We start from the raw sequence: 26,560 nt of genomic DNA on the forward strand, positions 1-26,560 counted from the left end.
GCGCAGCTTGATGGGTCGCAAGGTCGGCGTAGCCATCGGACCCACAACCACCTAAGCTGCTTGTTGCGTGGCGACGGAACGACGAGTCCCATTCACAACATCCGCCGCGGAGCATGGGTCCCTGCTTTCGCAGGGACGACAGCGGTGTTCGCCCCCTACGCCGCCCGCCGCCGCTCGCGCAGCGCGTCGCCGAAGGCCTCGAACAGCGCGCGGTTGATCGGATTGCGCTGCGGATCATATTCGGCATGCCACTGCACGCCGAGCGCAAAGCCGGGGGCGTCCGCAATGCGGATCGCCTCGATGGTGCCGTCCTCGGCGATGCCCTCGATCACGACGCGCTCGCCGGGCTCGAGGATGCCTTGCCCGTGCAGCGAATTGACGCGAATGGTCTCGCAGCCAAGGATTTTTGCGAACGCGCCGCCCGGCGTCAGCGCGACATCGTGACGGTCGGCGAACACGACGGTCGGATCGGGATGGATCTCGCCGTTCTCGAGCCGCGGCATCCGGTGGTTCATGCGGCCCGGAATCTCGCGGATCTCCGGATGCAGCGAGCCGCCGAACGCGACGTTCATCTCCTGCAGACCGCGGCAGATGCCGAAGATCGGCACGCCGCGCGCGACGCAGGCCTCCGACAGCGCCAGCGCGACGTCGTCGCGGTGGATGTCATAGGGCTCGTGCGCGGCGCAAGGTTCGGTGTTGAAGCGGGTCGGATGAACGTTGGCCCGGGCCCCGGTCAGCACGACGCCGTCGACCACGTCGAGCAGGGCGCCGACCTCGGTGATTTCGGGGCTGCCCGCGAACATCAGGGGGACCGCACCCGAGACCTCGGCAACCGCGCGAAGGTTGCGCTCCCCGACCATCTGGACTGTGAAACGATTTTCGATGCGATGGGCGTTTCCGATCACGCCGACCACGGGCCGTCTCATTATTGAAGTCTCGCGCAATGATTCTTCTAAGTTTGCGACGTTGCGGAGAGGATCATGCCTTCGAGTTCCCGCCGGATCAACCGTCTATATCTGCACAGGGGGGCTTGCAGTCCTGCACAGATTCGCTGCCCCGGGAGCCCCCAAATCGGGCCAGATGGCCGGCGGTCATGCCGGGTGCCAATTCAGGGTGCCATGGCGGCGCCATCGGCGCCTCAGCGGCAAACCGGCACGGTCCCGGCAGCTTGATCCCGGCGGGATTTTCGCCAAAGACTGCTCCGGACACCGTCGCGAAGGGGGAATCACCCGTGACAGATTCGGCAGACAATCGCCTGCAGGCCCGCAACGACCTGGCGTGGGCGATCGCCGTCGGCGGCATCGGCATCGTGCTGTTCGCCGCCCTGTTGATGTTCGCCTGGCAATTTGCCGCGACCCTGTTCCTGCTGTTCGCGGGCATGCTGCTCGGGGTCGCCCTCAACGCCATGACCACCCTGCTCGGCCGGCTGACCGGGCTGCCTCACGCGTTGCGGCTTGCGATCGTCTGCCTGGCGATGGCCGGACTGCTGTCCGGCATCGTGTTCCTCGGCGGCACCACCATCGCGCAGCAGGCCACGGTGCTGAGCAACACGATCAAATCGCAGCTCGGCAGCGTCAAGGACTTCCTCGAGCAGCACGGTGTCGACACCAGCTATCTCGATTTCACCAATGCCGCCGGCGAGGCAAAGGGCGAAGGCACCGCCGTGGCCCCCACAACGACGTCACCGTCAACGTCGCAATCGCATGGCATCCCCGGCGCCGGCGCGCTGGCCTCCAGCGGCGGCGCCATCATCAGCCAGACGCTGAAGGTGCTGCTCGGCACCGTCAGCGTGGTCGGCAACTTCTTCATCGTGCTGTTTCTCGGGCTCGCCTTCGCGGCGCAGCCGAGCATCTACCGCGCCGGGCTGCTGTTCATCGCGCCGGCCAAATGGCACGCGCAGGCGACCATCATCGTCGACCGCATCGGCGAGACGCTGGAGCGCTGGCTGATCGCGCAGATCATCACCATGACCGCGGTGTTCCTCGTCACCTGGATCGGCCTTGCCATCATCGGCATTCCGAGCTCGTTCATTCTCGGCATCCAGGCCGGCCTGCTCGCCTTCATCCCGACGGTCGGCGCGATCCTCGGCGGGCTGATCGTGGTGCTGGCGAGCCTCGCGACGGGGTGGATCGCGGCGCTGTCGGCCTTCGTCCTGTTCCTCGGCGTCCACGCGCTGGAAAGCTACGTGCTGACGCCGATCATCCAGCGTCAGGCGCTCGACATCCCGCCGGCGACGCTGTTCGCGTTCCAGATCCTGCTCGGCGTCGTGTTCGGCATCTGGGGGCTGGCGCTGGCGCTGCCGCTGATGGCGATCGCCAAGGTGATGATCGATCACTTCAAGGCGGTGAACCAAGCGCCTGCAAAGGCAGCCTAAACAAGCCTCAGGTGGTCAGCACGGTCTCGGTGTGCTCGACCTCGGGGGCCGCCGCGAAATACGGACCGACCAGTGCGCGCCAGGCGGTGAAATCCTCCGAGCCGCGGAAATCGACGGTGTGGTTCTCCAGCGTCTCCCACTTCGCCACCAGCCGGTAGCGCGACGGCTTCTCGATCGAGCGGTGCAGCTCGAACCCCTTGCCGCCCTTGGCGCGCAGGAACAGCGGGCGCGCCTTGGCCACCGCCGCCTCAAAATCCTTCTCGCTGCCGGGCTTGACGTCGATCTGTGCGATTTCCGTGATCATGGGGCTTGGGCCTCCCTTGTGAAGGCCCCGTCTCTAGCCCAGCCGGTACAAAAGCAAAAGGCGCCCGCGCGGGCGCCTCCTCCGCCGAAATTGCAGCCGTTCAGTTCAACAGCAGGACCGAGCCGACAACCATCAGCATCACGCCGAGCAGCATCACGACCGGCCAGCGGCTCCTCGGCGGTTCGTATCGCCCTTGCGCACGCCGTTCGGCGATCAGCGCGGTCTCGTATTCATGCGAGTCCGAGAACAGGCAGGCGAAGCCGCTGCGCGCCGAAACCGCGTCGGCTTCGAGCGACATCAGGGCTGATTGCAGGTTGCGGGTACGGATCGACTCCATGCCCGAAAGCATCGGATCGAATGGTTAACCAGTCGTTACCGCGCTCAAGCCCGGGCGGTCACCGGCTTCTGCCGCGCCGAGGCCGGCAGGCCCGCGGTCTTGCGCCGCCAGTTCTCCAGCGAGAGCGGCAATTCCTCCGCCGCCTCGACGCGGTTGCGACCGCCGCGCTTGGCCTGGTAGAGCGCGGTGTCGGCCGAGGCCAGCAGCACCTCGAGCTCGGTCCCGGCGGGACCGCCGGCGACGCCGATGCTGACGGTGGTGTCGACCGCACCGTCCTCGCAGGTGATGTTGCTGTTCTCGAAGGCCTCGCGCACGCGCTCGGCGACCAGCACGCCTTCCTCCAGCGAGCACGGCAGCAGCGCCGCGAACTCCTCGCCGCCGATCCGGCCCGACAGATCGCTGATCCTGAGACTGTTGACCACCACAGCGGAGAACAGCTTCAGGATCTCGTCACCCGCGGGATGACCGAAGCGGTCGTTGATCGACTTGAAGTGATCGATATCGAAGATCATCACGGTGACCGGCCGGCCGGCGGTGGCCTCGCGCTCGATTACCCGCATGCAGGCCTCGGTGAAGCCGCGCCGATTGAGCATGCCGCTCAACGGATCGATCGATGCAGCGGTCTTGTGCACCGCCACCGCGCGGTCCGACACCATCATGAAGATCACGAACACCGTGCCGATCGCGTACAGCACGAGCTCGATCGAGAACAGCGTGACCCAGAAGCTGCTGATGAAATTCTGGCCGTTCAGCCGCAGCAGGTCGCCGACCAGGATCGGCAGCATCAGGACGCAGCCATGGGCGACCGGGATCACGATCGCGATCCAGCGCCGCTGCATCGCGCGGCGACGCTCGCTCCACAGCTCGGAGGCGGTCAGCGCGGCATAGATCGCAACGATCCCGGCGCCGACGGTCAGACGCATCGCCGGATCCTCCACCGTCATCACCGCACCGATCCACGCGATCGGCCCGAGCACGAGGCCCGGCAGATTGGCCTTGCGGCCATGGAAAATCCGCGAGGCATTCCAGACCATGCCGCAGGCAGCAAAGCCGATCGCATTGAGGCCCAAGAGGACCATCGGATCGAGCGTCGAGCTGCCGACGGTCCAGAGTGCGACCGAGGCCGCGCCGAGCAGATAGGCGGTGCCCCACCATTTCAGCGCGGCAATCTTCTCCTGCCTGCCGAACAACCAGAGCATGGCGCCGAGCATGCCCGCGACCATGGTGGCGAACAAATAAAGCGTCGATGGATCGAACGACATAAAGTCACCCCAGCCCGGTGTGATGCAACGTTCGCAGGCGCAATTAAATACGGTGATGCAGCGCCAGTGCGAGCCCGCACGCTAGAAGGCCCGAGTTCCAATTTCGTTTGCACGCACACGCAAGTTTTCATGAAAAACTGCGTTAATTCGCGCTGAAGCACGCCCCGCTCAGCGCAGCAAAAAGGGCGCCTCGCGGCGCCCTCTGCAACTCGATGCTCGCGGCAATTGCCGCGAATTTTAGAACTCGAATTAGCGCTTCGAGAACTGGAAGGACTTGCGGGCCTTCGCCTTGCCGTACTTCTTGCGCTCGACCGCGCGGCTGTCGCGGGTCAGGAAGCCGCCCTTCTTGAGGACGCTGCGCAGCTCGGGCTCGAAATTGGTCAGCGCCTTCGAGATGCCGTGACGGACAGCACCGGCCTGGCCGGACAGACCGCCGCCGGCGACGGTGCAGATCACGTCGTACTGGCCGTTACGGGCGGCAGCGACCAGCGGCTGCTGGATCATCATGCGCAGCACCGGGCGGGCGAAGTAGACTTCGAACTCGCGGGTGTTGACCGAGATCTTGCCCGAGCCGGGCTTGACCCAGACGCGGGCGACCGCGTCCTTGCGCTTGCCGGTGGCGTAAGCGCGGTTGTACTTGTCGACCTTCTTGACGTACTTCGGCGCATCGGGCGCCGCCGGCTTGACCTGCGAAAGCTGATCGAGGGACTGCAACGTATCGGACATTATGCGGCCCTCGTGTTCTTGCGATTCAGGGAAGCGATATCGACCTTCTCGGGGCTCTGGGCCTCATGCGGATGATCGGCACCGGGATAGACGCGCAGATTGCCCATCTGCATACGGCCGAGCGGACCGCGCGGGATCATGCGCTCGATCGCCTTCTCGACGACGCGCTCGGGGAAGCGACCCTCGAGGATCTGCTTCGCGGTGCGCTCCTTGATGCCACCGATGAAGCCGGTGTGCTTGTAATAGGTCTTCTGGTCGCGCTTGCGGCCGGTCAGCACCACATGCGCGGCGTTGACGATGATGACGTTGTCACCGCAATCGACATGCGGGGTGTAGGTCGGCAGGTGTTTGCCGCGCAGGCGCATCGCGACGAGGGTGGCGAGACGACCGACGACCAGACCCTTGGCGTCGATCACGACCCACTTCTTCGTCACTTCGGCGGGCTTGGCCGAGAACGTGCTCATGTGTGAAATCCGTGAAAAAGAAATCGGCGCCGTATGCGCCGAACTGGGTGGGTTTCTAGAGAAGCCGCGGCCGCACGTCAACGTCGACGCAGCGTAATTACATCAGCCGAAACAATGACTTGTAATTATGGTGCAATAATACCTCACAAAACGCTATTGATTTGGAATGGAATAGGTCGCCGTGACATGGGCGATCGGATCGGGCGAGGTGCCGGACAGCAGGTTCACCTCGCCGACCGCAAGCCGCTTGCCGAGCTTGAGCAGCTTGGCCACCGCGAGCACGTCCTGCCCCGGCTGGCCCTTGCGCAGGAAATTGATGTTGAGGTTGGTGGTGACCGCAAGCCCGATCGGCCCGATCGCCGACAGCAGCACCACATACATCGCGAAATCCGCCAGCCCCATCAGGGTCGGTCCGGACACCGTGCCGCCCGGGCGCAACATGCGCTCGCTGAAGCGCTGGCGCAGCAGGGCCGTCTCGCCGTCGGCGCTTTCGATCCGGATGTCGTCGTGGGTGAACGCCTGGGGAAATTCCTTGCGCAGGAACTCCTCCAGCTCAGCCACGCTCATTTTCGCAATCGCCATGCGGTCCCTGCCCTCGCTTCAGCCTGCCTGTTACATTAAATTGTCACAGACGCGATAGAGGAATTTCATCATGTCCGCCCAAGCCGCCCGTGCCGAAGCGCTGCAACAGCAGCCGATCCTGCTGCGCGAGACCGTCGGCAGTATCGCGCTGCTGACGCTCAATCGTCCGGCGGCGCGCAACAGCCTCTCCGAGGGCCTGATCGGCGAGCTGCACGCGGCGCTCAACGATATCGGCGCTGACAAGCGCATCCGTGCCGTTGTGCTCGCCGCCAATGGGCCTGCGTTCTGCGCCGGCCACGATCTCAAGGAGCTGACCGCACGCCGTACCGACGCCGACCGCGGCCGGGCCTATTTTGCGCAGATCATGAACGCCTGCAGCGCGATGATGCAGGCGATCGTCCACCTGCCGAAGCCGGTGGTCGCATCCGTCCAGGGCATCGCGACCGCAGCCGGCTGCCAGCTCGTCGCAAGCTGCGACCTCGCGGTCGCCTCCGATGCGGCCGCGTTTGCGACGCCGGGCGTCGACATAGGACTGTTCTGCTCGACGCCGATGGTGGCGTTGTCGCGCAACGTGCCGCGCAAGCAGGCGATGGAGATGCTGCTGACCGGTGAACCGGTCTCCGCGGCAACAGCGCAGAGCATCGGTCTCGTCAACCGCGTGGTATCAGCAGGCACCGAACGCGACGCCGCGATCGCGCTGGCCGAGAAGGTCGCGCTGAAGTCGGCCTACACCGTCAAGCTCGGCAAGGAGGCGTTCTATCGCCAGGCCGAGATGAACCTCGCGGACGCCTACCGCTTCGCCGCGGAGGTGATGACCGAAAACATGATGGCGCGCGACGCCGAGGAAGGCATCGGCGCCTTCATCGAGAAACGCGATCCGAAGTGGCAAGATAAGTAAGAGCAAAATGAACCACGACGCCTACGACGACAATTACATCCGCAGCATCCTGAACAACGTCAAATCGATCGCGATGGTCGGCGCCTCGCCGGTCAACGTGCGGCCGAGCTATTTTGCCTTCAAATATCTGGCGCAGCGCGGCTACGACATGATCCCGGTCAATCCCGGCCATGTCGGCAAGGAGCTGATGGGCAAGCCGTTCGTCGCTTCGCTTGCGGACATCGGCCGCCCGATCGACATGATCGACATTTTCCGCAATTCGAGCCACATCCTGCCCGTCGTCGAGGAAGCGCTGAAATTGTCGCCGCTGCCGAAGGTGATCTGGATGCAGCTTGGCGCACGCGACGATGCCGCGGCCGAGAAGGCGGAAGCCGCCGGCCTCAAGGTGGTGATGAACCGCTGCCCGAAGATCGAGTATGGCCGGCTCTCGTCGGAGATCTCCTGGATGGGCGTCAATTCGCGCACCCTGAGCTCCAAGCGCGCGCCGATCCCGACCCAGGGCATGCGGCTGTCACTCAACCGCACGAGCTTTGGCGGCGGCCAGACTGCGGCATCCGACCGCGCTGCGAAAAACAAAACCGAGACGCCCTGACGTTTCAGCGGAATATTCGCCGCGATCATCCGGTCAAGCGCAGCATGCCCGTTTCAAACCACGGCGCGCGCACCAACGCGGCTTGACGGCGGGCGCCGCCGCCATCAGCATGCCGCGCGTTTCGACCAGGCCACAACAGGATACAGAGAATGACCGATCGCCTTCCGGGATTTTCCACCCTCGCCGTGCATGCGGGCGCACAGCCTGATCCCACCACCGGCGCGCGGGCGACGCCGATCTACCAGACCACGTCATTCGTCTTCAACGACGCCGACCATGCTGCCTCACTGTTCGGCCTGCAAGCATTCGGCAACATCTACACCCGCATCGGCAATCCGACCAACGCCGTGCTCGAGGAGCGCGTCGCGGCCCTCGAAGGCGGCACCGCGGCACTCGCCGTTGCCTCCGGCCATGCCGCGCAGCTCGTCGTGCTGCAACAGCTCCTGAAGCCCGGCGACGAGATCATTGCCGCGCGCAAGCTGTACGGCGGCTCGATCAACCAGTTCACCCACGCCTTCAAGGCGTTCGGCTGGAATGTGGCCTGGGCCGATCCTGACGAGATCGAAAGCTTCGAGCGCGCGGTGACGCCGCACACCAAGGCGATCTTCATCGAGTCGATCGCCAACCCCGCCGGCAGCATCACCGACATCGAGGCGATCGCGGCTGTCGCGCGCAAGGCCGGCGTGCCGCTGATCGTCGACAACACGCTGGCCTCGCCCTATCTGATCAAGCCGATCGACCACGGTGCCGACATCGTCGTGCACTCGCTGACCAAGTTCCTCGGCGGTCACGGCAACTCGCTCGGCGGCATCATCGTCGACGCCGGCACCTTCGACTGGTCGAAGGACAACAAATATCCGATGCTGAGCGAGCCACGACCGGAATATCACGGCATCCGGATCCAGGAGACGTTCGGCAATTTCGCCTTCGCGATCGCCTGCCGCGTGCTCGGCCTGCGCGACCTCGGCCCTGCGCTGTCGCCGTTCAACGCCTTCATGATCCTCACCGGCATCGAGACGCTGCCGCTGCGCATGCAGAAGCACTGCGACAACGCCAAGGCGGTGGCGGAATTCCTCTCCACCCACCCCGCCGTCTCGGCGGTGAACTATGCCGGCCTGCCCGGCGACAGGTACAACGCCCTGCAGCGCAAGTATGCGCCGAAGGGCGCCGGTGCGGTGTTCACCTTCAGCCTCAAGGGCGGCTATGACGCGGGCGTCAATCTGGTGTCAAACCTGAAGCTGTTCTCGCATCTCGCCAATGTCGGCGATACCCGCTCGCTGGTGATCCACCCGGCCTCGACCACCCACAGCCAGCTCGACGACGCCGCCAAGGTGAAGTCGGGCGCGGCGCCCGAGGTGGTGCGGCTCTCGATCGGCATCGAGGACAAGGAAGACCTGATCGCCGACCTCGACCAGGCGCTGCGCGCCTGATCCCGCGTTGGTTGGTTCCGGAGCGGCGCGGCCGCACCGCTCCGGCCACTTGTCCAAAGCGCCGGGCCCCGTTAACGCTTAATACCGACGGGCCTCTCGTTAACGTTCAATCCGGCTTAAAGTGGCAGTGATAGGCTCCGGATGATTCGGGAGACCATTGATGCTGCGCTGGATATTGCCGCTCGCGATCGCACTGTTTGCGATGTCGCCTGCTGATGCTGCCGACGGCCCCGTCCCTCCGAAGAGCGCCACCGTGAAGGCTGCGCGCCAGCTGCCGGCGGGCCTGCCGCGCCGGCACTACGTCTACCGCACCACCATCACAGCGCCGACCTATGTGCGGCGCGGCCGCCAGCTCGTGGTCGTCGAGCCCGAGGTGATCCCGCTCAATTCCGAGCCGTACATCGTGTTCCCGCCCGGCGAGCCACTGCTGCCGGGATCGGCGGCGCTGCCGGGCTATTACGGCGACCATCGCTCCTACAGCTATCTCGGCCCGTATTACGGCGGCGCCTATGTGACCTATTGGGACCGCCTGCCCTACGCCTGCGGCGTCTACGGTTACTGCTAGCCCGGGACGATCGCGTGGCCAGATCGCCGCAGAAATCCAGCGCACCGGCTTCGGGAAATGCCGTCACCGCCGATCTCGTCGCGGTGCTGGTCGCCGTCACCGACGGCGCGCCAAAGATCATGACCATCGCCGGCGGCTCCGCGCTGCCGAGCGGCCCGTTCGAGTTCACCCACCGCTCGCTGCAGACCGCGCTGCGGGCCTGGGTCGAGGCGCAGACCGGCCATCCGCTCGGCTATGTCGAGCAGCTCTACACCTTCGCCGACCGCGGCCGGTCCGGCGACGCCAAGTCGCCGCACAGCGTCTCGATCAGCTATCTCGGCCTGACCCGCGAGGACAAGGTCGGTGAAGGTTTCGAGGCGCATTGGTCCGGCTGGTACGACTACTTCCCCTGGGAGGATCATCGCGCCGGTGCGCCTGGCTTCATTGCCAGGTCGATCGCGCCGAAACTGAAGGCATGGGCGAAGGCAGCGTCATCACCGACGCTGCAACGCGAACGCTGGCAGCGCTGCGCGATCACCTTCGGCCTCGACGATCGCGACTGGAACGAAGAACTGGTGTTGCAGCGCTACGAGCTGCTCTGGGAGGCCTCGCTGATCCCGGAAGCCAACCACTCGCGCGGTCGCGAGGCCCCGGTCGTGCCGGGCAAGCCGATGACCGCGGATCACCGCCGCATTCTGGCGACCGGGATCGCGCGGTTGCGCGCCAAGATCAAATACCGTCCGGTGGTATTCGAGCTGATGCCGGCCGAGTTCACCCTGCTGCAACTGCAACGCAGTGTTGAGGCACTCGCAGGCCGGCTGGTCCACAAGCAGAACTTCCGCCGCCTCATCGAGCAGCAGGAACTCGTTGAAGAGACTGGCGCAATGGCCGCCGATACCGTCGGACGGCCGGCCAAGCTGTTCCGCTTCCGCCATGCCGTGCTGGCCGAACGGGCCGTCGCCGGCACCAAGCTTCCGCTTTCGCGCACTTGACACGCCTTATGCTCAGGATAAGTATAAGCCATCTTATGCTCATGGAGAGTATAAATGGCCTTGCTCGATACCGATCTGCTCACCCGCACCGCGCCGCTCTATGAGCGCGTCAAACGCGTCATCCCGCCGTTCGAATGGGCGACCTTCGCCGAGGACGTCGACGCGATCCTGGAGCTGAAGCGCCGCCGCAATGCGGTGGTGCTCGCGCACAATTACCAGACGCCGGAGATATTCCACGGCGTCGCCGACATCGTCGGCGACAGCCTCCTGCTCGCGCGTGAAGCGACCAAGGTCGACGCCGACGTCATCGTGCTTGCCGGCGTACACTTCATGGCGGAGACGGCGAAGCTGCTCAATCCGGCCAAGACCGTCCTGATCCCCGACCTGAAGGCCGGCTGCTCGCTGGCGGATTCCATCACGGCGGAGGATGTGCGCCTGATGCGTGCGCGCTACCCGGACGCGCCGGTCGTCGCCTATGTCAACACCTCAACCGCGGTCAAAGCGGAGTCCGACATCTGCTGCACCTCGGGCAATGCGCTGAAGGTGGTTGAATCACTCGACGCCGAGCGCGTCATCATGCTGCCGGACGAATATCTGGCGCAGAATATCGCCAAGCAGACCAGCAAGAAGATCATTGCCTGGAAGGGCCATTGCGAGGTGCACGAGCTGTTCACGGCCGATGACGTGCGCCAGCTGCGCGAAAATTATCCCGACGTCACCATCCTGGCGCATCCCGAATGCCCGCCTGACGTCGTCGCCGAATCGGACTTTGCGGGGTCGACGGCTGCGATGCAGACATTCGTCGAGACCAAGCGTCCGCCGCGTGTCGTGCTGCTGACGGAATGCTCGATGAGCGACAACATCGCGGCACGGAATCCCGACGTCGACTTCGTCCGTCCCTGCAATCTCTGCCCGCACATGAAGCGGATCACGCTGAAGAACATCCGCCACGCGCTGGAGACCAACCAGCACGAGGTCACGATCGACCCTGCGATCGCCGAGCGCGCACGCAAGAGCGTGGAAAGGATGCTGGCGATATGAATATCGATCTCTCCGATCTCAACGGCCGCCCGGTCATCATCGGCGGCGGCGCCGCGGGGCTGATGACCGCGCTGCAACTCGCGCCCGAGCCGGTCGTGCTGCTGTCGAAGTCGCCGCTCGGCGCCGAAGCCTCCAGCATGTGGGCGCAGGGTGGCCTCGCCGCGCCTGTTGGCGCTGACGACAGCCCTGCGCTCCATCTCGCCGACACGCTCGCGGCCGGCGCCGGCCTCTGCGATGCGGCGGCAGCATCCCGGATCGTGCACGCGGCGCCCGCCGCCGTGGAGCATCTCGCCGAGCTCGGCGTTGCTTTCGACCGGCACGCCGACGGCAGCTGGCGCCTCGGGCTCGAGGCCGCGCATCGCTGCAATCGCATCGTGCACGCCACCGGCGACGGCACCGGCCGCGAGATCATGCGCGCGCTGATCGCCGCGGTCCGCAAGACGCCATCGATCACCCTGCTGGAAGGCGTCGAGGCGCGCCGGCTGCTGGTCGAGGACAATGCGGTCCGGGGCGTGCTTGCAGCCAGCGACCGCGGCCGGCTCACGATCTCAACCAACCGCGTCGTGATCGCGACCGGCGGCATCGGCGGGCTGTTCGCCGACAGCACCAATCCGGGCGGCTGTTTCGGCCAGGGGCTCGCGCTCGCCGCAGATGCCGGCGCCAAACTGTCGGACATCGAGTTCGTCCAGTTTCATCCGACCGCCTTCGACGGGCCGTCGCGGCCGATGCCGCTGCTGACCGAGGCGATCCGCGGCGACGGCGCATTCCTGATCGACGAGACCGGCCAACGCTTCATGGCCGATCAGCCCGGCGCCGAGCTCGCGCCGCGCGATATCGTCGCACGCGCGGTGTGGCGTCACCGTGCCGCGGGGCATCGCACCTTCCTCGACGCGCGCAAGCATCCGGGCGCAGATTTCGCGCGGCGCTATCCCGTAATCTCTGCGTTCTGCAAGATGGCGGGCATCGATCCTGCCCGTGATCCGATCCCGATCCGCCCCGCGGTTCACTACCACATGGGCGGCATCGCGGTTGACGGCTACGGCCGCAGCACGGTGCAGGGCCTGTGGGCCTGCGGCGAAGCAGCGCGCACCGGCTTGCACGGCGCCAACCGGCTCGCCAGCAACTCGCTGATGGAAGCGATCGTCTGCGCACGCTGGGTCGCCGAGAGCATCGAAGGCGTCAGCGCCGGTCCGCGCGCGATGCTGCGCGACGACACGATGCCTCAGGCTTCCGATCCTTCAGCCGTGCGTCCGATCCTCACCCAGGGGCTCGGCGTCCTGCGCGATCGCGACGGCATCGCTCGCGCGATCCGCAGCCTCTACCCGCTCGCGCGGAGCCAGAGCGCGGTGTCCGATCCGGCGCTGGTCGGACTGATGATCGCGGTTTCCGCATACAGGCGTGAGGAAAGCCGGGGCGGTCATTTCCGCACTGATTTCCCGCACACCGCCTTGTCGGCGGAACCGTCCTCGCTCACCCGTGCCGAGGCGCTCGCCGCCGCGCGCGACATCGTTGAATCCGAGCTTTCAGCCAGGAGTGCCCTATCATGACCCTCAATCCCCTGTTGCCGCTGCTCTACGAGCCGATCGTGCAGACCGCCCTGCGCGAGGATCTCGGCCGCGCCGGCGATATCACGGCAGACGCGATCGTCCCGGCCGGCCAGCAGGCGCGGCTGGTGATGCGGGCGCGACAGCCTGGCGTGATCGCAGGCCTCGACGTCGCGCGCACCGCGTTCCAGATGGTTTCGCCAACGATCGAGCTGCGCGCCGAGCGGCCCGACGGCAGCACGGTCGAGCCCGACGAAGTCATCGCGATCATCGACGGCCCGGCGCGCAGCCTGCTCACCGCGGAGCGCACCGCACTCAACTTCCTCTGCCATCTGAGCGGCGTCGCGACCGCGACCGCCACGCTGGTGAAAGCGGTCGCGGGCACGCGCGCACAAATCGTCGACATCCGCAAGACTACGCCCGGACTGCGGGCGCTGGAGAAATATGCGGTGCGTGCCGGCGGCGGCGGCAATCACCGTTTCGGGCTCGACGATGCGATGCTGATCAAGGACAACCATATCGCGCTCGCCGGCGGCATCCGCACCGCGATCGAGCGCGCCAAGGCCAATGCCGGCCATATGGTCAAGATCGAGGTCGAGGTCGACACGCTGTCGCAGCTCGAGGAAGCGCTGGCGCTCGGCGTCGACGCGGTGCTGCTCGACAACATGACGACCGAGCAGCTCGGCCAGGCGGTTCAGATGGCGCGCGGCAAGGCGATCACCGAAGCCTCCGGCCGCATCACGGCTGCGACCGCCGCGGCGATTGCCGCCACCGGCGTCGACCTGATCTCGGTCGGCTGGATCACCCACAGCTCGGCCGCGCTCGATATCGGGCTCGACTATCTGTCGTGATCGATCAAAGAGGTTGATCAATCAACCGGGTTGAGGAATCAACCGGGCTGGCCGACCGCAACCAGGGTCGGCTGGTCCCGTTCGGTGCGGCGCGCGGCGAAGCGCTCGGCCTGCAGCACCGCGAGCGTCAGCACGACGATCGCGACCGCCTGGTGGGTCAGTGCGAGATCGATCGGCACCTGATGCAGCAGCGTCAGGATGCCGAGCGTCGCCTGCAGCGTGATCGCCGCAACCAGCCACCAGGCGCCTGCGATGACAGCGCCGCCGGCACGTGCGCGCACCGCATCGATCGCATGCGCGATCGCCAGCGCGAACAAGAGATACGCGGTCATGCGATGCTCGAACTGCACCGTCAGCGTGTTGTCGAACAGATTGCGCCACCACGGCGTCTCGAACCACAGCCGGTCGGCCGACGGGATCAAGCCGCCGTCGATCTCCGGCCAGGTGTTGTAGACCCTGCCCGCGCGTAGGCCCGCGACCAGCGCGCCGAAATAGAGCTGCACGAAGGTCAGCATGAGCAGCACCGCGCTGGTGATCTTGAGCCTGAGAGGCGCGATCACGGACGGGCGGTCGGTCAGGCGCCGCAGCGTCCAGACGATCGCGGCGAAGATCAGCAGCGCCAGCACCAGATGCGTCGCCAGCCGATACTGCGACACCTCGACGCGCTCGGAGAGGCCGGACGCCACCATCCACCAGCCGACGCCGCCCTGCAGCGCGCCGAGGCCGAAGATCACCCACAGCCGCCGCCCGAGCTCACCGCTCACCGCGCCGCGCCACAGAAAATACAGGAACGGCAGCAGGTAGGCGGCGCCGATCACCCGGCCGAGCAGGCGATGGCTCCACTCCCACCAGAAGATCGTCTTGAACTCGGCGAGCGTCATCCCGGCGTTGAGCTCGCGATATTGCGGAATCTTCTGATAGCCTTCGAAGGCCTGCGTCCATTGCGCCTCGGTCAGCGGCGGCAACGCGCCGGTCACCGGCTTCCATTCGACGATCGACAGGCCGGACTCGGTGAGCCGCGTGGCGCCGCCGACCAGCACCATCAGCGCGATCAGGGCAGCAACCGCGATCAGCCATACCCGGACGGCGCGGAGCTGCGATGTCTTTGCGGAGATACCGGCCATTTCGCCCTGACTTGATTGGATTTTCGGGCCCCTTATAGTCCGCCGCGCCCGCGGCGCAAGCGCCGCTGAAGACGCTCTGGATCACGAGTTGCACATATCCGCCATGGCCATACGCACCCGCAAACTGCTCGGAACCATCTTCCTGCTCATCCTGGTGGTGGTGTGGTCGCTGCTCGGCATGACGGTGGCCCAGACGCCGTGGCTCGCCAATTCCGGGCTGTTGCAGGCGATCTTCTACGTCGTCGCGGGGCTCGGCTGGGTGCTGCCGGCGATGCCGATCGTCTCCTGGATGTCGCGGCCCGACCGCGCCTAACCCAAATCCCGCTCTGGTCGCGCGTGCGGCGTTGGCCGCACCGGCGCGAACATCACGCCCGACAGCAGCACCCGCATCATTCGCAGCGACCGAACGCGGCCGTCCCATGCGATGCGCGGCAGCGCGTGCAGATTGGTGCGCCCCTGCGCCTCGACGACCCCGCTAATGGTCGACACCGCGCTGGCGAAGCCCGCCTCTTCGGCCATCACCACATGAGGGCGACTGAACGCGTCGCGGTCGCCGAAGGGGTACGCGAAATGCTTGACCGGCCGCCGCAACGCGCTCTCGACCACCGCCCTTCCCATCGCCATCTCGCGCTGCGCGGCGGCGTCCCTGAGGCTCGACAGCGCCGGGTGGTTCACGGTGGCGCTGCCGAACGTCACGTTCGGATCGGCGGCAAGCTTCGCCAGATCCGCCCAGTCGAGCGAGGCGCTGCGTGACAGCTGCGCCGCATCGGCGGCATAGCGTCGGCCGAGATCGTTCACCGCATACAACAGATCCGGCGGCGGCAGCTTGCGCAGCCAGCCGGACAGGAAATCGAACAGCTCGTATTTGTCCGACAGGGTTGAAATCGCGAAGTGCCGTTCCCTGCCGTCGACCACCAGGCTGATGCGGGTCTCGCGCGCGATGATGTCTTCCAGCGCCAGCCACCACGCCACGCCCACGCCATCCGGGAAAGCCGTCGGCAGGTAGAGCGTGAAGGGCACGCCATGCCTTGAGAGCACGGGATAGGCCTGCGTGACGATGTCCTTGCTGGCGCCGTCGAAGGTCAGGCAGGCAAAGCGCCGGCGCCCGGGCATGGTCACCGCGCGGCGGCAGGCTTCGTCGATCCCGACGATGTCGTAGTTCCAGCGCTTCAGCGCACGGATCGTGCGATCGAGGAACGCCGGTGTGATCTCCTGCGACTTCAGCGGCTGAAATCGCGCCCTCTGCGCCGGACGAACGCGCGCGAAGCGCAGGATCGCCCCGGCGCCACCGGCCTCCCGCTCACGCAGCCTGAACGCGCCGCTGAAATACGCGAGCTCCGCTTTCGCCCGCCGCAAAATCCGGTTATCCGGCGCCAAAATCCCCTACCCGTCCTTGTCCCGTCCGGGCGGTTCCCACACCGCCAAGCCCCCGCCGGACCATTGTTATTACTCTGTTGACGTTTCCCTGCGAAGGTCGGCCGCAGCCGAGAACTGTAAATTAATACCTTAAAAAATTTTGGGTTCCGAGATGACCATGGCGGCGGCAATCGAAGGCCAGACGGCCGGGACGCGAACGTGGCCGAACGCAATCCGCGTTGCCGGCGTCGACATCTTTCATGATCTCACTGCGGCCGAGGCGACGTGGCGCAGCCTCGAGACGCCGCAACACAGCTACACGCCCTATCAGCGCTTCGATTTTCTCGCCAGCTGGCAGAGCCAGGTCGGCGAGCGCGAGGGCCTGCGGCCCTTCATCATCGTCGCCCATGACGGCGAACGCCGGCCGCTGCTGCTGTTGCCGCTCGCCGTCGAATCCCGCCTGGGCGCGACCTGCGCGAGCTTCATGGGCGGCAAGCACGCGACCTTCAACATGGCGCTGTGCGACAAGGATTTCGCAGCCAACGCAACCGAGGCCGATATCGCGGCCCTGACCGGCTCGATCGCGGAGCGCTCGCGCGTCGACGCGCTCGTGCTGTGTCAGCAGCCGCTGCGCTGGCAGGACCTGCCGAATCCGCTGGCATTGCTGCCGCACCAGCCCTCGGTCAACGACTGCCCGCTGCTTGTCATCGAGCCCGGCATGGCGCCCGCGGCGCTGGTCAGCAATTCGTTCCGCCGCCGTCTCAAGGGCAAGGAGCGCAAGCTGCAGGCGCTGCCCGGCTACCGCTATCACGTCGCGGCCGAGAGCGCCGACGTCTGTCGCCTGCTCGACTGGTTCTTCCGCGTCAAGCCGCAGCGCATGGCCGAGCAGAAGCTGCCGAACGTGTTCGCCGAGCCTGGCGTCGAGCAATTCATCCGCAGCGCCTGCCTCGCGCCGCGCGCCGACGGCAAGGGCTATGCGATCGACATCCACGCGCTGGAGTGCGACGAGGAAGTGATCGCGATCTTCGCCGGCGTATCCGACGGTCATCGCTTCTCGATGATGTTCAACACCTACACGATGTCGGCCAATTCCAAGCACAGCCCCGGCCTGATCCTGATGCGCGACATCATCGATCGTCATGCGGCTGAGGACTACCGCGCGCTCGATCTCGGCATCGGCTCGGACGAATACAAGCGGCTGTTCTGCAAGGACGACGAGGTGATCGTCGACAGCTTCATTCCGCTAAGCCTGCGCGGCAAGCCAGCGGCCGGCGCGCTGTCGGCGATCAGCCGCGCCAAGCGCGCCGTGAAGCAGAATCCGGCGCTGTTCGAGATCGCGCAGAACCTGCGCAGCATGTTCCGCTGAGAACGACCGCGGGCGACGTTACGCGGGCGGGCCATCCGCCGCCGGGCGGCCGCTCGCTGCGCCAAACCGCATCATCGCATCGAACACCAGCATCGCGGCCGGCGACAGTGCGCGCTTGCGCAGCTTGATCAGCCCGTAGCTCTCGAGCATCAACTGATCGCGGATGCGCAGCATCTTGAAGCGCTGCGGATCGACCAGATCGAACACCAGCATCGGGACCGGCACGACGGCGTCGATCCCCGCCGCAATTCCGAGCGACGCGAAGAAAGACTCGGTGTTGATGATGCGCTGCGGCGGCGCAATGCCCCGGCTGTGGAACAGGCGCTCGAGCCCTTGGCGCATGAAGGATTCCCGCGGCTGCGCGATCCATTGCAGGTCGACGGTGTCTTCCAGATTGACGCTGTCGAGACCGGCCAGCGGATGCTCGGCGCGAACCAGCAGGCCGGCCTGTTCGGCGCCGATCTCGTGATAGTCGAACTGCCCGGGATCGACGCCAACGGGAATTCGCGCAACGACGAAGTCGAGCTCGAGCGCGAGCAGACGCGCAACCAGCGGCGGGCTGGTGCTGACATCGAGCGAAATGTTCACCCGGTGCAGCTTCTCGCCGAGATACTGCATGACATCGACGACGAGGTCGATGCTGGGCTTGGCGACCGTTCCGACCGAGACGGTGCCGAGCTCGCCGGACCGGTAACCGGCGAATTCATTGGTGACCCGGTCGAGGTCGGCCAGCACGCTGCGGCCGCCCCGGATCAGGATCGAGCCGTAGGCCGTCGGCTCGACGCCGCGCGCGGTCCGTTCGAACAACGGAACCCGCGCCACCGCCTCGATCTCGGCCAGCATCTTGGATGCCGCAGACTGGGTGATGTTGAGGCGCTCGGCGGCGAGCTGCAGCTTGCGCTCGCTGTCGAGCGCGACCAGCAGGCGCAACTGGCGCAATTTCAGATTATTGATCACGGCCCGTCACCATCCTGCCCCGGCAAGAGCCGTCCGATCCGATTCAATCGGAACGAACAGAACTCCAGCTTCTTGTCTCGACGCGTCTTCTACACGCGACCCGGTACCCACCTCGCTGAAAACACTCGGGTTCCCGCCGCCATACCGCGGTGCATCATGACAGTTTCGCCGTGGCTCCATTCCCAAATGCCATTAGTCACGCGGCCGTCAATTACACAACAATGAACGCAAGGCTTGCAAGCAGACTTGCAAGGACGGAGCGACGGACCGCTGCGGGTGTACAATGTACCACGCCGGACAGCGCGGTGACCGTGCGCCAAATCGAAAAGCCAGAAGGGATGGGAACGATGAGCGACGATGTCGAGAAGCGCGCGATCGGGAAGATGATGCGGCGGCTGATTCCGTTCCTCATCCTGTGCTACTTCGTGGCCTATCTCGACCGCGTCAATGTCGGCTTCGCCAAGCTGCACATGAACACGGCGCTCGGCCTCAGCGAAGCCGCCTACGGGCTCGGCGCGGGCCTGTTCTTCGTCGGCTACTTCTTCTTCGAAGTGCCCTCCAACATCCTGCTGGAACGGTTCGGCGCGCGGCGCTGGATCGCCCGCATCATGATCAGCTGGGGCGTCGTCTCGGCGGCATTCGCGTTCATCCCGCAGATGTCCGCGGCGAGCGGCATCTCGAGCGAATGGATCTTCTACTTCCTGCGCCTGCTGCTCGGCGCATGCGAGGCCGGCTTCTTCCCCGGAATCATCTTCTATCTGACGCTCTGGTTCCCGACGATCTATCGCGCCCGCGTCATCAGCCTGTTCATGCTCGCGATCCCGATCTCGAGCATCATCGGGGCTCCGATCTCGGGCCTGCTGCTCAATTTGTCGGGGGCCGGTCTGACGGGATGGCAGTGGCTGTTCATCTGCGAGGCGCTGCCCTCTGTGCTGGTCGGCTTCGCTGTGCTGGCGATGCTGCCCGACTTCCCGCGTCAGGCGAGCTGGCTGCAGCCCGACGAGATCAAATGGGTCCAGAACACGCTCGAGATTGAGCGGCAGAAGAAGGAAGCCGTGGAGCACATCTCGGTCTTGCAGTCGCTCACGGACTCGCGGGTCCTCGCCTGCGCCCTCGTCTACTTCTGCCTCAACGCGGCGAGCTACGGCGTCGCGTTCTTCCTGCCGACCATCATCAAGGCGTTTGGCGTCACCGACACCCAGACCGGCCTGATCGCGGCCCTGCCCTTCGTGTTCGGCGCGGTCGGCATGGTGCTGCTCGGCCGCCATTCCGACAAGACCGGCGAGCGGCGATACCATGTCGCCGGTGCACTGACGCTCGCCGCCGTCGGCATCGGCCTTGCCGGACTGGTCTCCAGTCCCGTGCTGATCATCGGCCTGCTCTGCCTCGCGCAGATCGGCGTGTCGGCGGTGCCGCCGATGTTCTGGCCGATGCCGGCCAGCATCCTGAACGGTGCTTCCGCCGCGGCCGGCATTGCCGCGATCAACTCGCTCGGCAATCTCTCAGGCTTCGCCGGCCCGTTCGCGATGGGTTATCTGAAGGATCTGACCGGTGGGTTCACCGCGGGCCTGCTGCTGCTCGCGGTCGTCGGATTGATCGGCGCCCTCGTCACGATCAGGCTGCGAATTGATCCGGTCCTGGAGCGATCGATGCGCGAGCCGATGATGGCGCACTAGAGCACGATCCGGAAAAGTGCGGAGCGGTTTCCGACAAGATCATGCGGAAACGAAGAGCTGGAGCGCGATGAATTATGTCGCGCTCCAGTGACCAGGTTCAGGCCGCCACCACCCGCGGCCCCCGCGCGACCGTCTCCGACGGCGCGCACGGCTTGCTCAGCATCGTCACTTCGGAGAAGCCGACGGCCCTGAGCTGATCGACCATCGAACGGCGGGCATCCTGCGCCATGGCGGCGTCCGGCACGACGACGGCCTGCGCCTTCGCCGTCAAGAGTTCGGCCGGCAGGTCGACGGCCGAGCCGGCGTCGAGCAGCACATGGTCATACACCCGAAGCAGCGCGTCGATCGCAAGCACCAGCCGCGGCGACTGCAGATGCGAGCGATCGAAGCCCGGGCGTCCGGCGCTGACGATCTGAACCCGCGACTGCCGATCCTTGGTGATGATCTGCGCGAACGTCGCTTCGCCCTGCATCAATTCGGCGAGACCGGGTGCTGCGGGATCGACGGTCGCCGCCGTCAGCACCGGCGAGGACGCGACGAGATCGACCACCACGACCTTGGCCTGGCGCGCCATCAGACGGGCGAGCGTCAACGCGGTCCACGTGACACTCTCGCCGGTGGCGGGGCCGAGGACCGTGACCTTGTGGGCGGCGGGGCCGGCTGTGACCAGGCGTTCGGCGACCTCTTCGATCTCGTCGACTGCCTCAGCGGGCGCAGGCTGCGGCGGCTCGCTGATGACGGGCTCCTGCGCAACTGCGGGTCCCAGCGGCAGCTCAGGCTGCGGCGGCAGGCTGGGTGCGAGCGGCGATGCGAGCGCGGGTTCGGGCGGCAGCGTCAGTGCCGGCTCGTCCATGGCTGCGGTTTCCATGACCGGCTCGCGGCGCCTGATGACGGCAGCCGCCGGCGCGAAGGCACGGCCCACCGCGCCGGGCGCGGAGATCCGCAGCAGCTCACCGGTGATGATGATGCCGGATGACAGCAGCAGCGTCGCCAGCGTCGCGATCAGCACGATCGGCAGCTTCTTCGGGTAGGCCGGCGTGTTGGAAACCGTGGCACGCGAGATGATGCGGCCGTCGGTCGGCGCGGCCTCGATATTCTCGCGCGCCGTCGCCTCGCGATACTTCGCAAGATAGGCTTCGAGCAGGTCGCGCTGCGCCTTGGCTTCACGCTCCAGGCCGCGCAGCTGCACGTCCTGGCTGTTGCTCGACGACGCCTGCTTCTTCGACTGGTCGAGGCTCGCCTGCAGTGCCTGCACGCGGCCATCGGCAACACGAGCGTCGTTATCGAGCGAGCGCGAGATCTTGCCCGCCTCCTCGCGCAATTGGCGGTCGAGATCTGATATCTGCGCCTTCAATTCCTTGATGCGCGGATGGTTGTCGAGCAAGGTCGACGACTGCTCGGCGAGCTGGGCGCGCAACGTGCCGCGCTGCTCGGCGAGTCTCCGGATCAACTCGGAATTGAGCACTTCCGAAGCCTCGATCGGCTTGCCGCCCTGAAGCATCTCGCGGATCAGCCGCGCCTTGGTCTCCGCATCCGCCTTCAGCGCGCGGGCATTGTTGAGCTGGGTGTTCAATTCACCCATCTGCTGATTCGACAGCGGGATGTTGTTGGTGCCGACGAACAGGCTCGACTTCGAGCGGAATTCCTCGACGCGCGAATCCGCGTCCGCGACCTTGGTGCGCAGCTTGTCGATCTCGCCGAGCAGCCATGTGCTGGCGGACTTGGCCTGGTCCTGCCGCGCAGCCTGCTGCAGCACGAGATAGCCGTCGGCGATCGAGTTGGCGACGCGTGCCGCAAGCTCGGGATCCTCCGACTGGAATTCGATCACCATGACGCGCGACTTGTCGACCGCGTAGGCCTGGAACCGCTCGTAATAGGAATCGAGCACCCGCTCTTCCGGCGTCAGGCTGAACGGGTCACGGCCGATGCCGAACAGCGCCAGCAGCGACTTCAACGGTGAAAAGCCGCGTAGCACCGGATCGAACTCCGGACGTTCGGCGAGCTTGTTCTTCTTGATGATGTCACGCGCGAGATCGCGCGACAGCAGAAGCTGCACCTGGCTCGTCACGGCCTCGGCGTCGAGCGAGCTGCGCTCGAGATCGCGCTCGCCGTTCGGGCGCAGGAAGGCGTTCTCGCGATTGTCGATCAGGATTCGCGCTTCCGACTTGTAACGCGGCGTGACGACGTTGACGGCGGCAAGCGACAAGGCAAACACCAGCACGGTCGGCACGATGATCCAGCCGCGCTTGCGCGCCAGTGCGCGGCCGAGCACATGCAGATCGAGATCCGCCGCCTCGGCTGGACGCGCCGGCTTTTCGGAAGCGGGTTTCGGCGCTGCCGGCTTCACAACAGCTTCGTCGGCGACGGGCGCAGACTTCGGCAACGCCCGTTGCACGACGGCCTTTTCCTCGCCTCTACGCCAGAATGCAAAACGCATAACGAACTCCCGCGGACGCCGCGATTCCACTTCAATGGCGGCGATTACAGTCCATTAAGGTTGCTGCTGGGTTAATCGGCGCGGTTGACGGACATGACCGCCACCACCCGATCCGTCATGCTTTGTTAACCATGAGTGCCGTTAATCGGGGCCGATATTGTCGCGGGATTCCTCACATGCGCGATCTGCGCGCTCCCCTCGTTTGTCTGATTGCTGCGCTCGCGCTGTCGGGCTGCATGGGACGGACGTCGCCGGTCGGCGGCGACCCGGCCCTCGATTCGATGGCCTATGGGCAACCCTCCTTTGCCGGGCCGATCGCCTATGCCGAGCCCGCGCCGCCGCGCGAGGCCTATAATCTCGGCCCCGGCGACAAGCTTCGCGTCGTGGTCTATGGCCAGGAAGGCCTGACCAACTCCTATGCGATCGACGCCGCCGGCGCGATCACGATGCCGCTGATCGGCTCGGTGCCGGCGCGTGGCCGGACGCCTGCCGGGCTTGCGGCCGAGATCACCGCGCGGCTGCGCAACGGCTTCATCCGCGAGCCTTCGGTGGCGGTCGAGATCGAGGCCTACCGGCCGTTCTTCATCCTCGGTGAAGTCCAGGCTCCCGGCCAATATCCCTATGTGCCCAACATGACGGTCGAGAGCGCAGTGGCGATCGCCGGTGGCTTCTCGCCGCGCGCCAAGCGCGACCAGGTCACCCTCACCCACACCGATGCGTCCGGCGCGGGCCGCTTCATCGCGCCCCTGGGCACCCCGATCGGTCCCGGCGACACCGTGTTCGTCGGCGAACGCTGGTTCTGACCGATGGCGCAGGATCAAAATCAGGACCAACCGCTCCGCATCCTGCATGTCGTCCGTGCTCCGGTCGGCGGCATCATTCGCCACATCCTCGATGTCGCCAACGGCCAGATCGAGCGCGGCCATCATGTCGGCATCGTCGCCGACAGCCTGACCGGCGGCGCGCGCGCCGACGCGGTGCTGGCCGAGATCGAGCCGCGTCTCAAGCTCGGCGTCCACCGGGTGGCCATTCGCCGCGAACCGCGCTTCGCCGACTTCATGGTCTGGGCTCATATCGCCGGCCTGATCCGCAAGCTGAATCCCGATGTCGTGCACGGCCATGGCGCCAAGGCGGGGGCGTATGTCCGGCTGCGGCGGCGCTCGAACAAGGTGATCCGGGTCTACACGCCGCATGGCGGCTCCCTGCACTACCCGCTCGACACCTGGAAGGGCCGCTTCTACAGCCAGCTCGAGCGCACGCTGATGAACAGCACCGACCTGTTCCTGTTCGAGAGCGCCTTTGCCCGCGACACCTATCAGCGTACCGTGGGCAAGCCCGCAGGCCTCGTGCGCTGCGTGTTCAACGGGGTCACGTCGGAGGAATTCGAACCTGTCCCCAAGGCCGACGACGCCACCGACGTGGCCTATGTCGGCGAGTTCCGCCGCATCAAGGGCGCTGATCTCCTGATCGACGCGGTCGCCAAGCTGCGCGCCGACGGCAAGCCGGTGACGCTGACGCTCGGCGGCGACGGCGAGGAGTTCGAGCGGCTCAAGGAGCAGGTGAAGCGGCTGTCGCTCGGCGATGCCGTCCGCTTCATCGGTCACGTCAAGGCGCGCTTCGGCTTCTCCAAGGGCAGCCTCTTGGTGGTTCCCTCGCGCGGCGATTCGATGCCCTATGTCGTGATCGAGGCGGGCGCGGCCGGCGTTCCGATGATCGCCGCCAATGTCGGCGGCATCCCGGAGATCTTCGATACCCACACCGACGCGCTGTTCGCGCCCAGCAATGCCGCGGCGATGGCCGACGCCATCAAGGCCGCGCTCGACAATCCCGCGGCGACCGCGGCGCGCGCCGGGAAATTGCGCGAGCGGATTTCCGAGCATTTCTCGCAGAACGCGATGGTCGAGGGCGTGCTGGCCGGCTATCGCGACGCATTTGCCAAACGTTAACCACTTCTTGCACACGTAACCGTTTCTTCCGATTTGTCCCCTTAAGTCACGTCCAGGGGAATTTCGCTGCTGTGCGCGGATGCCCATCTGCATGCGCAGGAATGGACGTGGACTCGTGGAACCGTTTAACGCACGCTCGATGCTGAATGCGGCTACGTCTGCAACGGCCGGTCAGCCGCAGGTCGAACGCCGCCGCCGCCTGTCGCCGGCCGCGCTCGCCGTCACCAATCAGAAAGTTCGCGGCGCCTACTCGCCGGTCGTGATCGCCGGCGTGGTTCGCCTCGCCGATTTCGTGCTGCTCAGCTTGGTCGGCGTCGGGCTCTATCTCGCCTATGTCAGGCCGCTCGCGGGCGGCAGCATCCATTGGGGATATATCTCATCCATCCTCGGCATGTCGGCCGTGGCAGTGGTCTGCTTCCAGGCCGCGGACATCTATCAGGTCCAGATCTTCCGCGGCCAGCTCCGCCAGATGACGCGGATGATCTCGTCATGGGCCTTTGTGTTCCTGCTGTTCATCGGGGTCTCGTTCCTGGTCAAGCTCGGCGGCGAAGTCTCACGGGTCTGGCTGTCGTCCTTCTTCTGTGTCGGCCTGGTGGTGCTGATCGCCGAACGGCTGGCGCTGCGCTCGATGGTGCGCGCCTGGGCGCATGACGGCCGGCTCGACCGCCGCACCATCATCGTCGGCGCCGACCAGAACGGCGAACAGCTGATCGAGGCGCTGAAAGCCGAGGATGATTCCGACATCCATTTGCTCGGCGTGTTCGACGACCGCAACGACGACCGCGCCATCGACACCTGCGCCGGCTCACCGAAGCTCGGCAAGGTCGACGACATTGTCGAGTTTGCCCGCCGCACCCGCGTCGACCTCGTGCTGTTCGCGCTGCCGATCTCGGCGGAGGCCCGCATCCTGGGCATGCTGAAGAAGCTCTGGGTGCTGCCGGTCGACATCCGCCTGTCTGCCCATACCAACAAGCTGCGCTTCCATCCCCGCTCCTATTCCTATGTCGGCAAGGTGCCGACGCTGGACATGTTCGAGGCGCCGATCACCGACTGGGATCTGGTGCTGAAATGGCTGTTCGACCGCGTGGTCGGCGGTCTCGCTTTGCTCGCCGCACTGCCGGTGCTGGGACTGGTGGCGCTCGCGGTGAAGCTCGACAGCCCCGGCCCGGTGCTGTTCCGCCAGAAGCGCTTCGGCTTCAACAATGAGCGGATCGACGTCTACAAATTCCGCTCGCTCTACCACCACCAGGCCGATCCCACCGCCTCCAAGGTGGTGACCAAAAACGATCCGCGCGTCACCCGCGTCGGCCGCTTCATCCGAAAGTCCTCGCTCGACGAATTGCCGCAGCTGTTCAATGTGGTGCTGAAGGGCAATCTCTCCCTGGTCGGCCCGCGCCCGCACGCCGTGCAGGGCAAGCTGCAAAACCAGCTGTTCGACGAGGCCGTCGACGGTTACTTCGCCCGTCACCGCGTCAAGCCCGGCATCACCGGCTGGGCCCAGATCAACGGCTGGCGCGGCGAGGTCGACACCGACGAGAAGATCCAGAAGCGGGTCGAGTTCGACCTCTATTACATCGAGAACTGGTCGGTGCTGTTCGACCTTTACATCCTGCTCAAGACGCCGCTCGCGCTGCTGACCAAGAACGAGAACGCGTACTGAGAGCCGAGTCCGCTGCTGTCATTGCGAGCGCAGCGAAGCAATCCATGTCGCAGCGCGGGATAGATGGATTGCTTCGTCGCTTCACTCCCCGCAATGA

Annotated in this window: 26 protein-coding genes; 15 read left to right on the top strand and 11 right to left on the bottom strand. The window is 65.9% G+C overall.

The features are described 5' to 3' along the window. Positions 1 to 155: 155 nt before the first annotated feature. Complete coding sequence (locus BI327_RS00815) at positions 156 to 926, bottom strand: gamma-glutamyl-gamma-aminobutyrate hydrolase family protein (protein WP_076857807.1); 771 nt, start codon at positions 924 to 926, stop codon at positions 156 to 158. A gap of 305 nt (positions 927 to 1,231) precedes the next feature. Here BI327_RS00815 and BI327_RS00820 point away from each other — a divergent pair, with 305 nt between their 5' ends. Then, entirely contained in the window at positions 1,232 to 2,374 is a 1,143-nt protein-coding gene (locus tag BI327_RS00820) for an AI-2E family transporter (RefSeq protein WP_076857809.1), read from the top strand. Positions 2,375 to 2,381: 7 nt separating this feature from the next. Here BI327_RS00820 and BI327_RS00825 read toward each other — a convergent pair whose 3' ends face one another. The 6 genes from BI327_RS00825 to BI327_RS00850 all read right to left on the bottom strand — a co-directional run bounded on the left by BI327_RS00825 (position 2,382) and on the right by BI327_RS00850 (position 6,049). Further along, the gene (locus tag BI327_RS00825; protein WP_076857811.1) at positions 2,382 to 2,678 is read right to left on the bottom strand and encodes an antibiotic biosynthesis monooxygenase family protein; all 297 of its coding nucleotides are present in this window, start codon (positions 2,676 to 2,678) and stop codon (positions 2,382 to 2,384) included. A 100-nt stretch (positions 2,679 to 2,778) separates the two neighbouring features. After that, positions 2,779 to 3,015: a hypothetical protein gene (locus BI327_RS00830; RefSeq protein WP_076857813.1), complete on the bottom strand. Its 237-nt coding sequence runs from the start codon at positions 3,013 to 3,015 to the stop codon at positions 2,779 to 2,781. Positions 3,016 to 3,059: 44 nt separating this feature from the next. Beyond that, a complete protein-coding gene (locus BI327_RS00835; RefSeq protein WP_076857815.1) occupies positions 3,060 to 4,277 on the bottom strand; it encodes a GGDEF domain-containing protein in 1,218 nt (405 codons plus the stop codon). A gap of 249 nt (positions 4,278 to 4,526) precedes the next feature. Further along, on the bottom strand, positions 4,527 to 5,003 hold the full coding sequence (gene rpsI, locus BI327_RS00840) for a 30S ribosomal protein S9 (RefSeq protein ID WP_076857817.1): 477 nt from the start codon (positions 5,001 to 5,003) through the stop codon (positions 4,527 to 4,529). After that, a complete protein-coding gene (gene rplM, locus BI327_RS00845; RefSeq protein ID WP_016840522.1) occupies positions 5,003 to 5,467 on the bottom strand; it encodes a 50S ribosomal protein L13 in 465 nt (154 codons plus the stop codon). Before rplM ends, rpsI begins: the two co-directional genes overlap by 1 nt. A gap of 153 nt (positions 5,468 to 5,620) precedes the next feature. Continuing rightward, a complete protein-coding gene (locus BI327_RS00850; protein WP_076857819.1) occupies positions 5,621 to 6,049 on the bottom strand; it encodes a PaaI family thioesterase in 429 nt (142 codons plus the stop codon). A gap of 70 nt (positions 6,050 to 6,119) precedes the next feature. On the opposite strand from BI327_RS00850, the gene BI327_RS00855 reads away from it, so the two are divergent. From BI327_RS00855 to nadC, 8 genes are all read left to right on the top strand, one after another. Further along, on the top strand, positions 6,120 to 6,947 hold the full coding sequence (locus BI327_RS00855) for an enoyl-CoA hydratase (protein WP_076857821.1): 828 nt from the start codon (positions 6,120 to 6,122) through the stop codon (positions 6,945 to 6,947). Positions 6,948 to 6,954: 7 nt separating this feature from the next. Next, positions 6,955 to 7,539: a CoA-binding protein gene (locus BI327_RS00860; RefSeq protein WP_076857823.1), complete on the top strand. Its 585-nt coding sequence runs from the start codon at positions 6,955 to 6,957 to the stop codon at positions 7,537 to 7,539. Positions 7,540 to 7,688: 149 nt separating this feature from the next. Continuing rightward, positions 7,689 to 8,969 (top strand): O-acetylhomoserine aminocarboxypropyltransferase, encoded by a 1,281-nt coding sequence (locus BI327_RS00865; RefSeq protein ID WP_076857824.1) that lies wholly within the window; start codon positions 7,689 to 7,691, stop codon positions 8,967 to 8,969. A 160-nt stretch (positions 8,970 to 9,129) separates the two neighbouring features. Next, positions 9,130 to 9,534, top strand: coding sequence for a hypothetical protein (locus BI327_RS00870; RefSeq protein ID WP_076857826.1), 405 nt, complete (start codon positions 9,130 to 9,132; stop codon positions 9,532 to 9,534). 14 nt (positions 9,535 to 9,548) lie between these two features. Beyond that, positions 9,549 to 10,505, top strand: a complete 957-nt coding sequence (locus tag BI327_RS00875; RefSeq protein ID WP_076857828.1) for an NUDIX hydrolase — start codon at positions 9,549 to 9,551, stop codon at positions 10,503 to 10,505. A gap of 54 nt (positions 10,506 to 10,559) precedes the next feature. Continuing rightward, on the top strand, positions 10,560 to 11,546 hold the full coding sequence (gene nadA, locus BI327_RS00880; protein WP_076857830.1) for a quinolinate synthase NadA: 987 nt from the start codon (positions 10,560 to 10,562) through the stop codon (positions 11,544 to 11,546). Further along, positions 11,543 to 13,093, top strand: coding sequence for an L-aspartate oxidase (locus BI327_RS00885; protein WP_076857832.1), 1,551 nt, complete (start codon positions 11,543 to 11,545; stop codon positions 13,091 to 13,093). Before nadA ends, BI327_RS00885 begins: the two co-directional genes overlap by 4 nt. Beyond that, on the top strand, positions 13,090 to 13,941 hold the full coding sequence (gene nadC, locus BI327_RS00890) for a carboxylating nicotinate-nucleotide diphosphorylase (RefSeq protein WP_076857834.1): 852 nt from the start codon (positions 13,090 to 13,092) through the stop codon (positions 13,939 to 13,941). The genes BI327_RS00885 and nadC overlap by 4 nt, the downstream gene beginning before the upstream one ends. 38 nt (positions 13,942 to 13,979) lie before the next feature. Here nadC and BI327_RS00895 read toward each other — a convergent pair whose 3' ends face one another. Beyond that, a complete protein-coding gene (locus tag BI327_RS00895) occupies positions 13,980 to 15,065 on the bottom strand; it encodes a COX15/CtaA family protein (RefSeq protein ID WP_076857836.1) in 1,086 nt (361 codons plus the stop codon). Between the two features lie 103 nt (positions 15,066 to 15,168). Here BI327_RS00895 and BI327_RS00900 point away from each other — a divergent pair, with 103 nt between their 5' ends. Next, on the top strand, positions 15,169 to 15,378 hold the full coding sequence (locus BI327_RS00900; protein WP_076857838.1) for a DUF2842 domain-containing protein: 210 nt from the start codon (positions 15,169 to 15,171) through the stop codon (positions 15,376 to 15,378). Here the strand turns inward: BI327_RS00900 and BI327_RS00905 are convergent. After that, positions 15,375 to 16,442: a polysaccharide deacetylase family protein gene (locus tag BI327_RS00905; protein WP_076857840.1), complete on the bottom strand. Its 1,068-nt coding sequence runs from the start codon at positions 16,440 to 16,442 to the stop codon at positions 15,375 to 15,377. The genes BI327_RS00900 and BI327_RS00905 overlap by 4 nt on opposite strands. Before the next feature lie 151 nt (positions 16,443 to 16,593). Here BI327_RS00905 and BI327_RS00910 point away from each other — a divergent pair, with 151 nt between their 5' ends. After that, on the top strand, positions 16,594 to 17,787 hold the full coding sequence (locus BI327_RS00910; protein WP_076857842.1) for a GNAT family N-acetyltransferase: 1,194 nt from the start codon (positions 16,594 to 16,596) through the stop codon (positions 17,785 to 17,787). An 18-nt stretch (positions 17,788 to 17,805) separates the two neighbouring features. Here BI327_RS00910 and BI327_RS00915 read toward each other — a convergent pair whose 3' ends face one another. Further along, positions 17,806 to 18,744: a LysR family transcriptional regulator gene (locus BI327_RS00915; RefSeq protein ID WP_076857843.1), complete on the bottom strand. Its 939-nt coding sequence runs from the start codon at positions 18,742 to 18,744 to the stop codon at positions 17,806 to 17,808. 338 nt (positions 18,745 to 19,082) lie between these two features. Here BI327_RS00915 and BI327_RS00920 point away from each other — a divergent pair, with 338 nt between their 5' ends. Further along, entirely contained in the window at positions 19,083 to 20,420 is a 1,338-nt protein-coding gene (locus BI327_RS00920; protein WP_076857844.1) for an MFS transporter, read from the top strand. Between the two features lie 97 nt (positions 20,421 to 20,517). On the opposite strand, the gene BI327_RS00925 is transcribed toward BI327_RS00920, so the two are convergent. Continuing rightward, positions 20,518 to 22,857 (bottom strand): GumC family protein, encoded by a 2,340-nt coding sequence (locus BI327_RS00925; RefSeq protein WP_076857846.1) that lies wholly within the window; start codon positions 22,855 to 22,857, stop codon positions 20,518 to 20,520. A gap of 176 nt (positions 22,858 to 23,033) precedes the next feature. On the opposite strand from BI327_RS00925, the gene BI327_RS00930 reads away from it, so the two are divergent. The 3 genes from BI327_RS00930 (at position 23,034) to BI327_RS00940 (ending at position 26,463) form a co-directional block, all read left to right on the top strand. Further along, complete coding sequence (locus tag BI327_RS00930) at positions 23,034 to 23,660, top strand: polysaccharide biosynthesis/export family protein (RefSeq protein WP_076857848.1); 627 nt, start codon at positions 23,034 to 23,036, stop codon at positions 23,658 to 23,660. A 3-nt stretch (positions 23,661 to 23,663) separates the two neighbouring features. Beyond that, the gene (locus BI327_RS00935) at positions 23,664 to 24,803 is read left to right on the top strand and encodes a glycosyltransferase family 4 protein (RefSeq protein ID WP_076857850.1); all 1,140 of its coding nucleotides are present in this window, start codon (positions 23,664 to 23,666) and stop codon (positions 24,801 to 24,803) included. A gap of 115 nt (positions 24,804 to 24,918) precedes the next feature. Then, a complete protein-coding gene (locus BI327_RS00940; RefSeq protein WP_076857852.1) occupies positions 24,919 to 26,463 on the top strand; it encodes an undecaprenyl-phosphate glucose phosphotransferase in 1,545 nt (514 codons plus the stop codon). The last annotated feature ends 97 nt before the right edge of the window (positions 26,464 to 26,560 follow it).

Source organism: Bradyrhizobium mercantei (assembly GCF_001982635.1).
Classification (GTDB): domain Bacteria; phylum Pseudomonadota; class Alphaproteobacteria; order Rhizobiales; family Xanthobacteraceae; genus Bradyrhizobium; species Bradyrhizobium mercantei.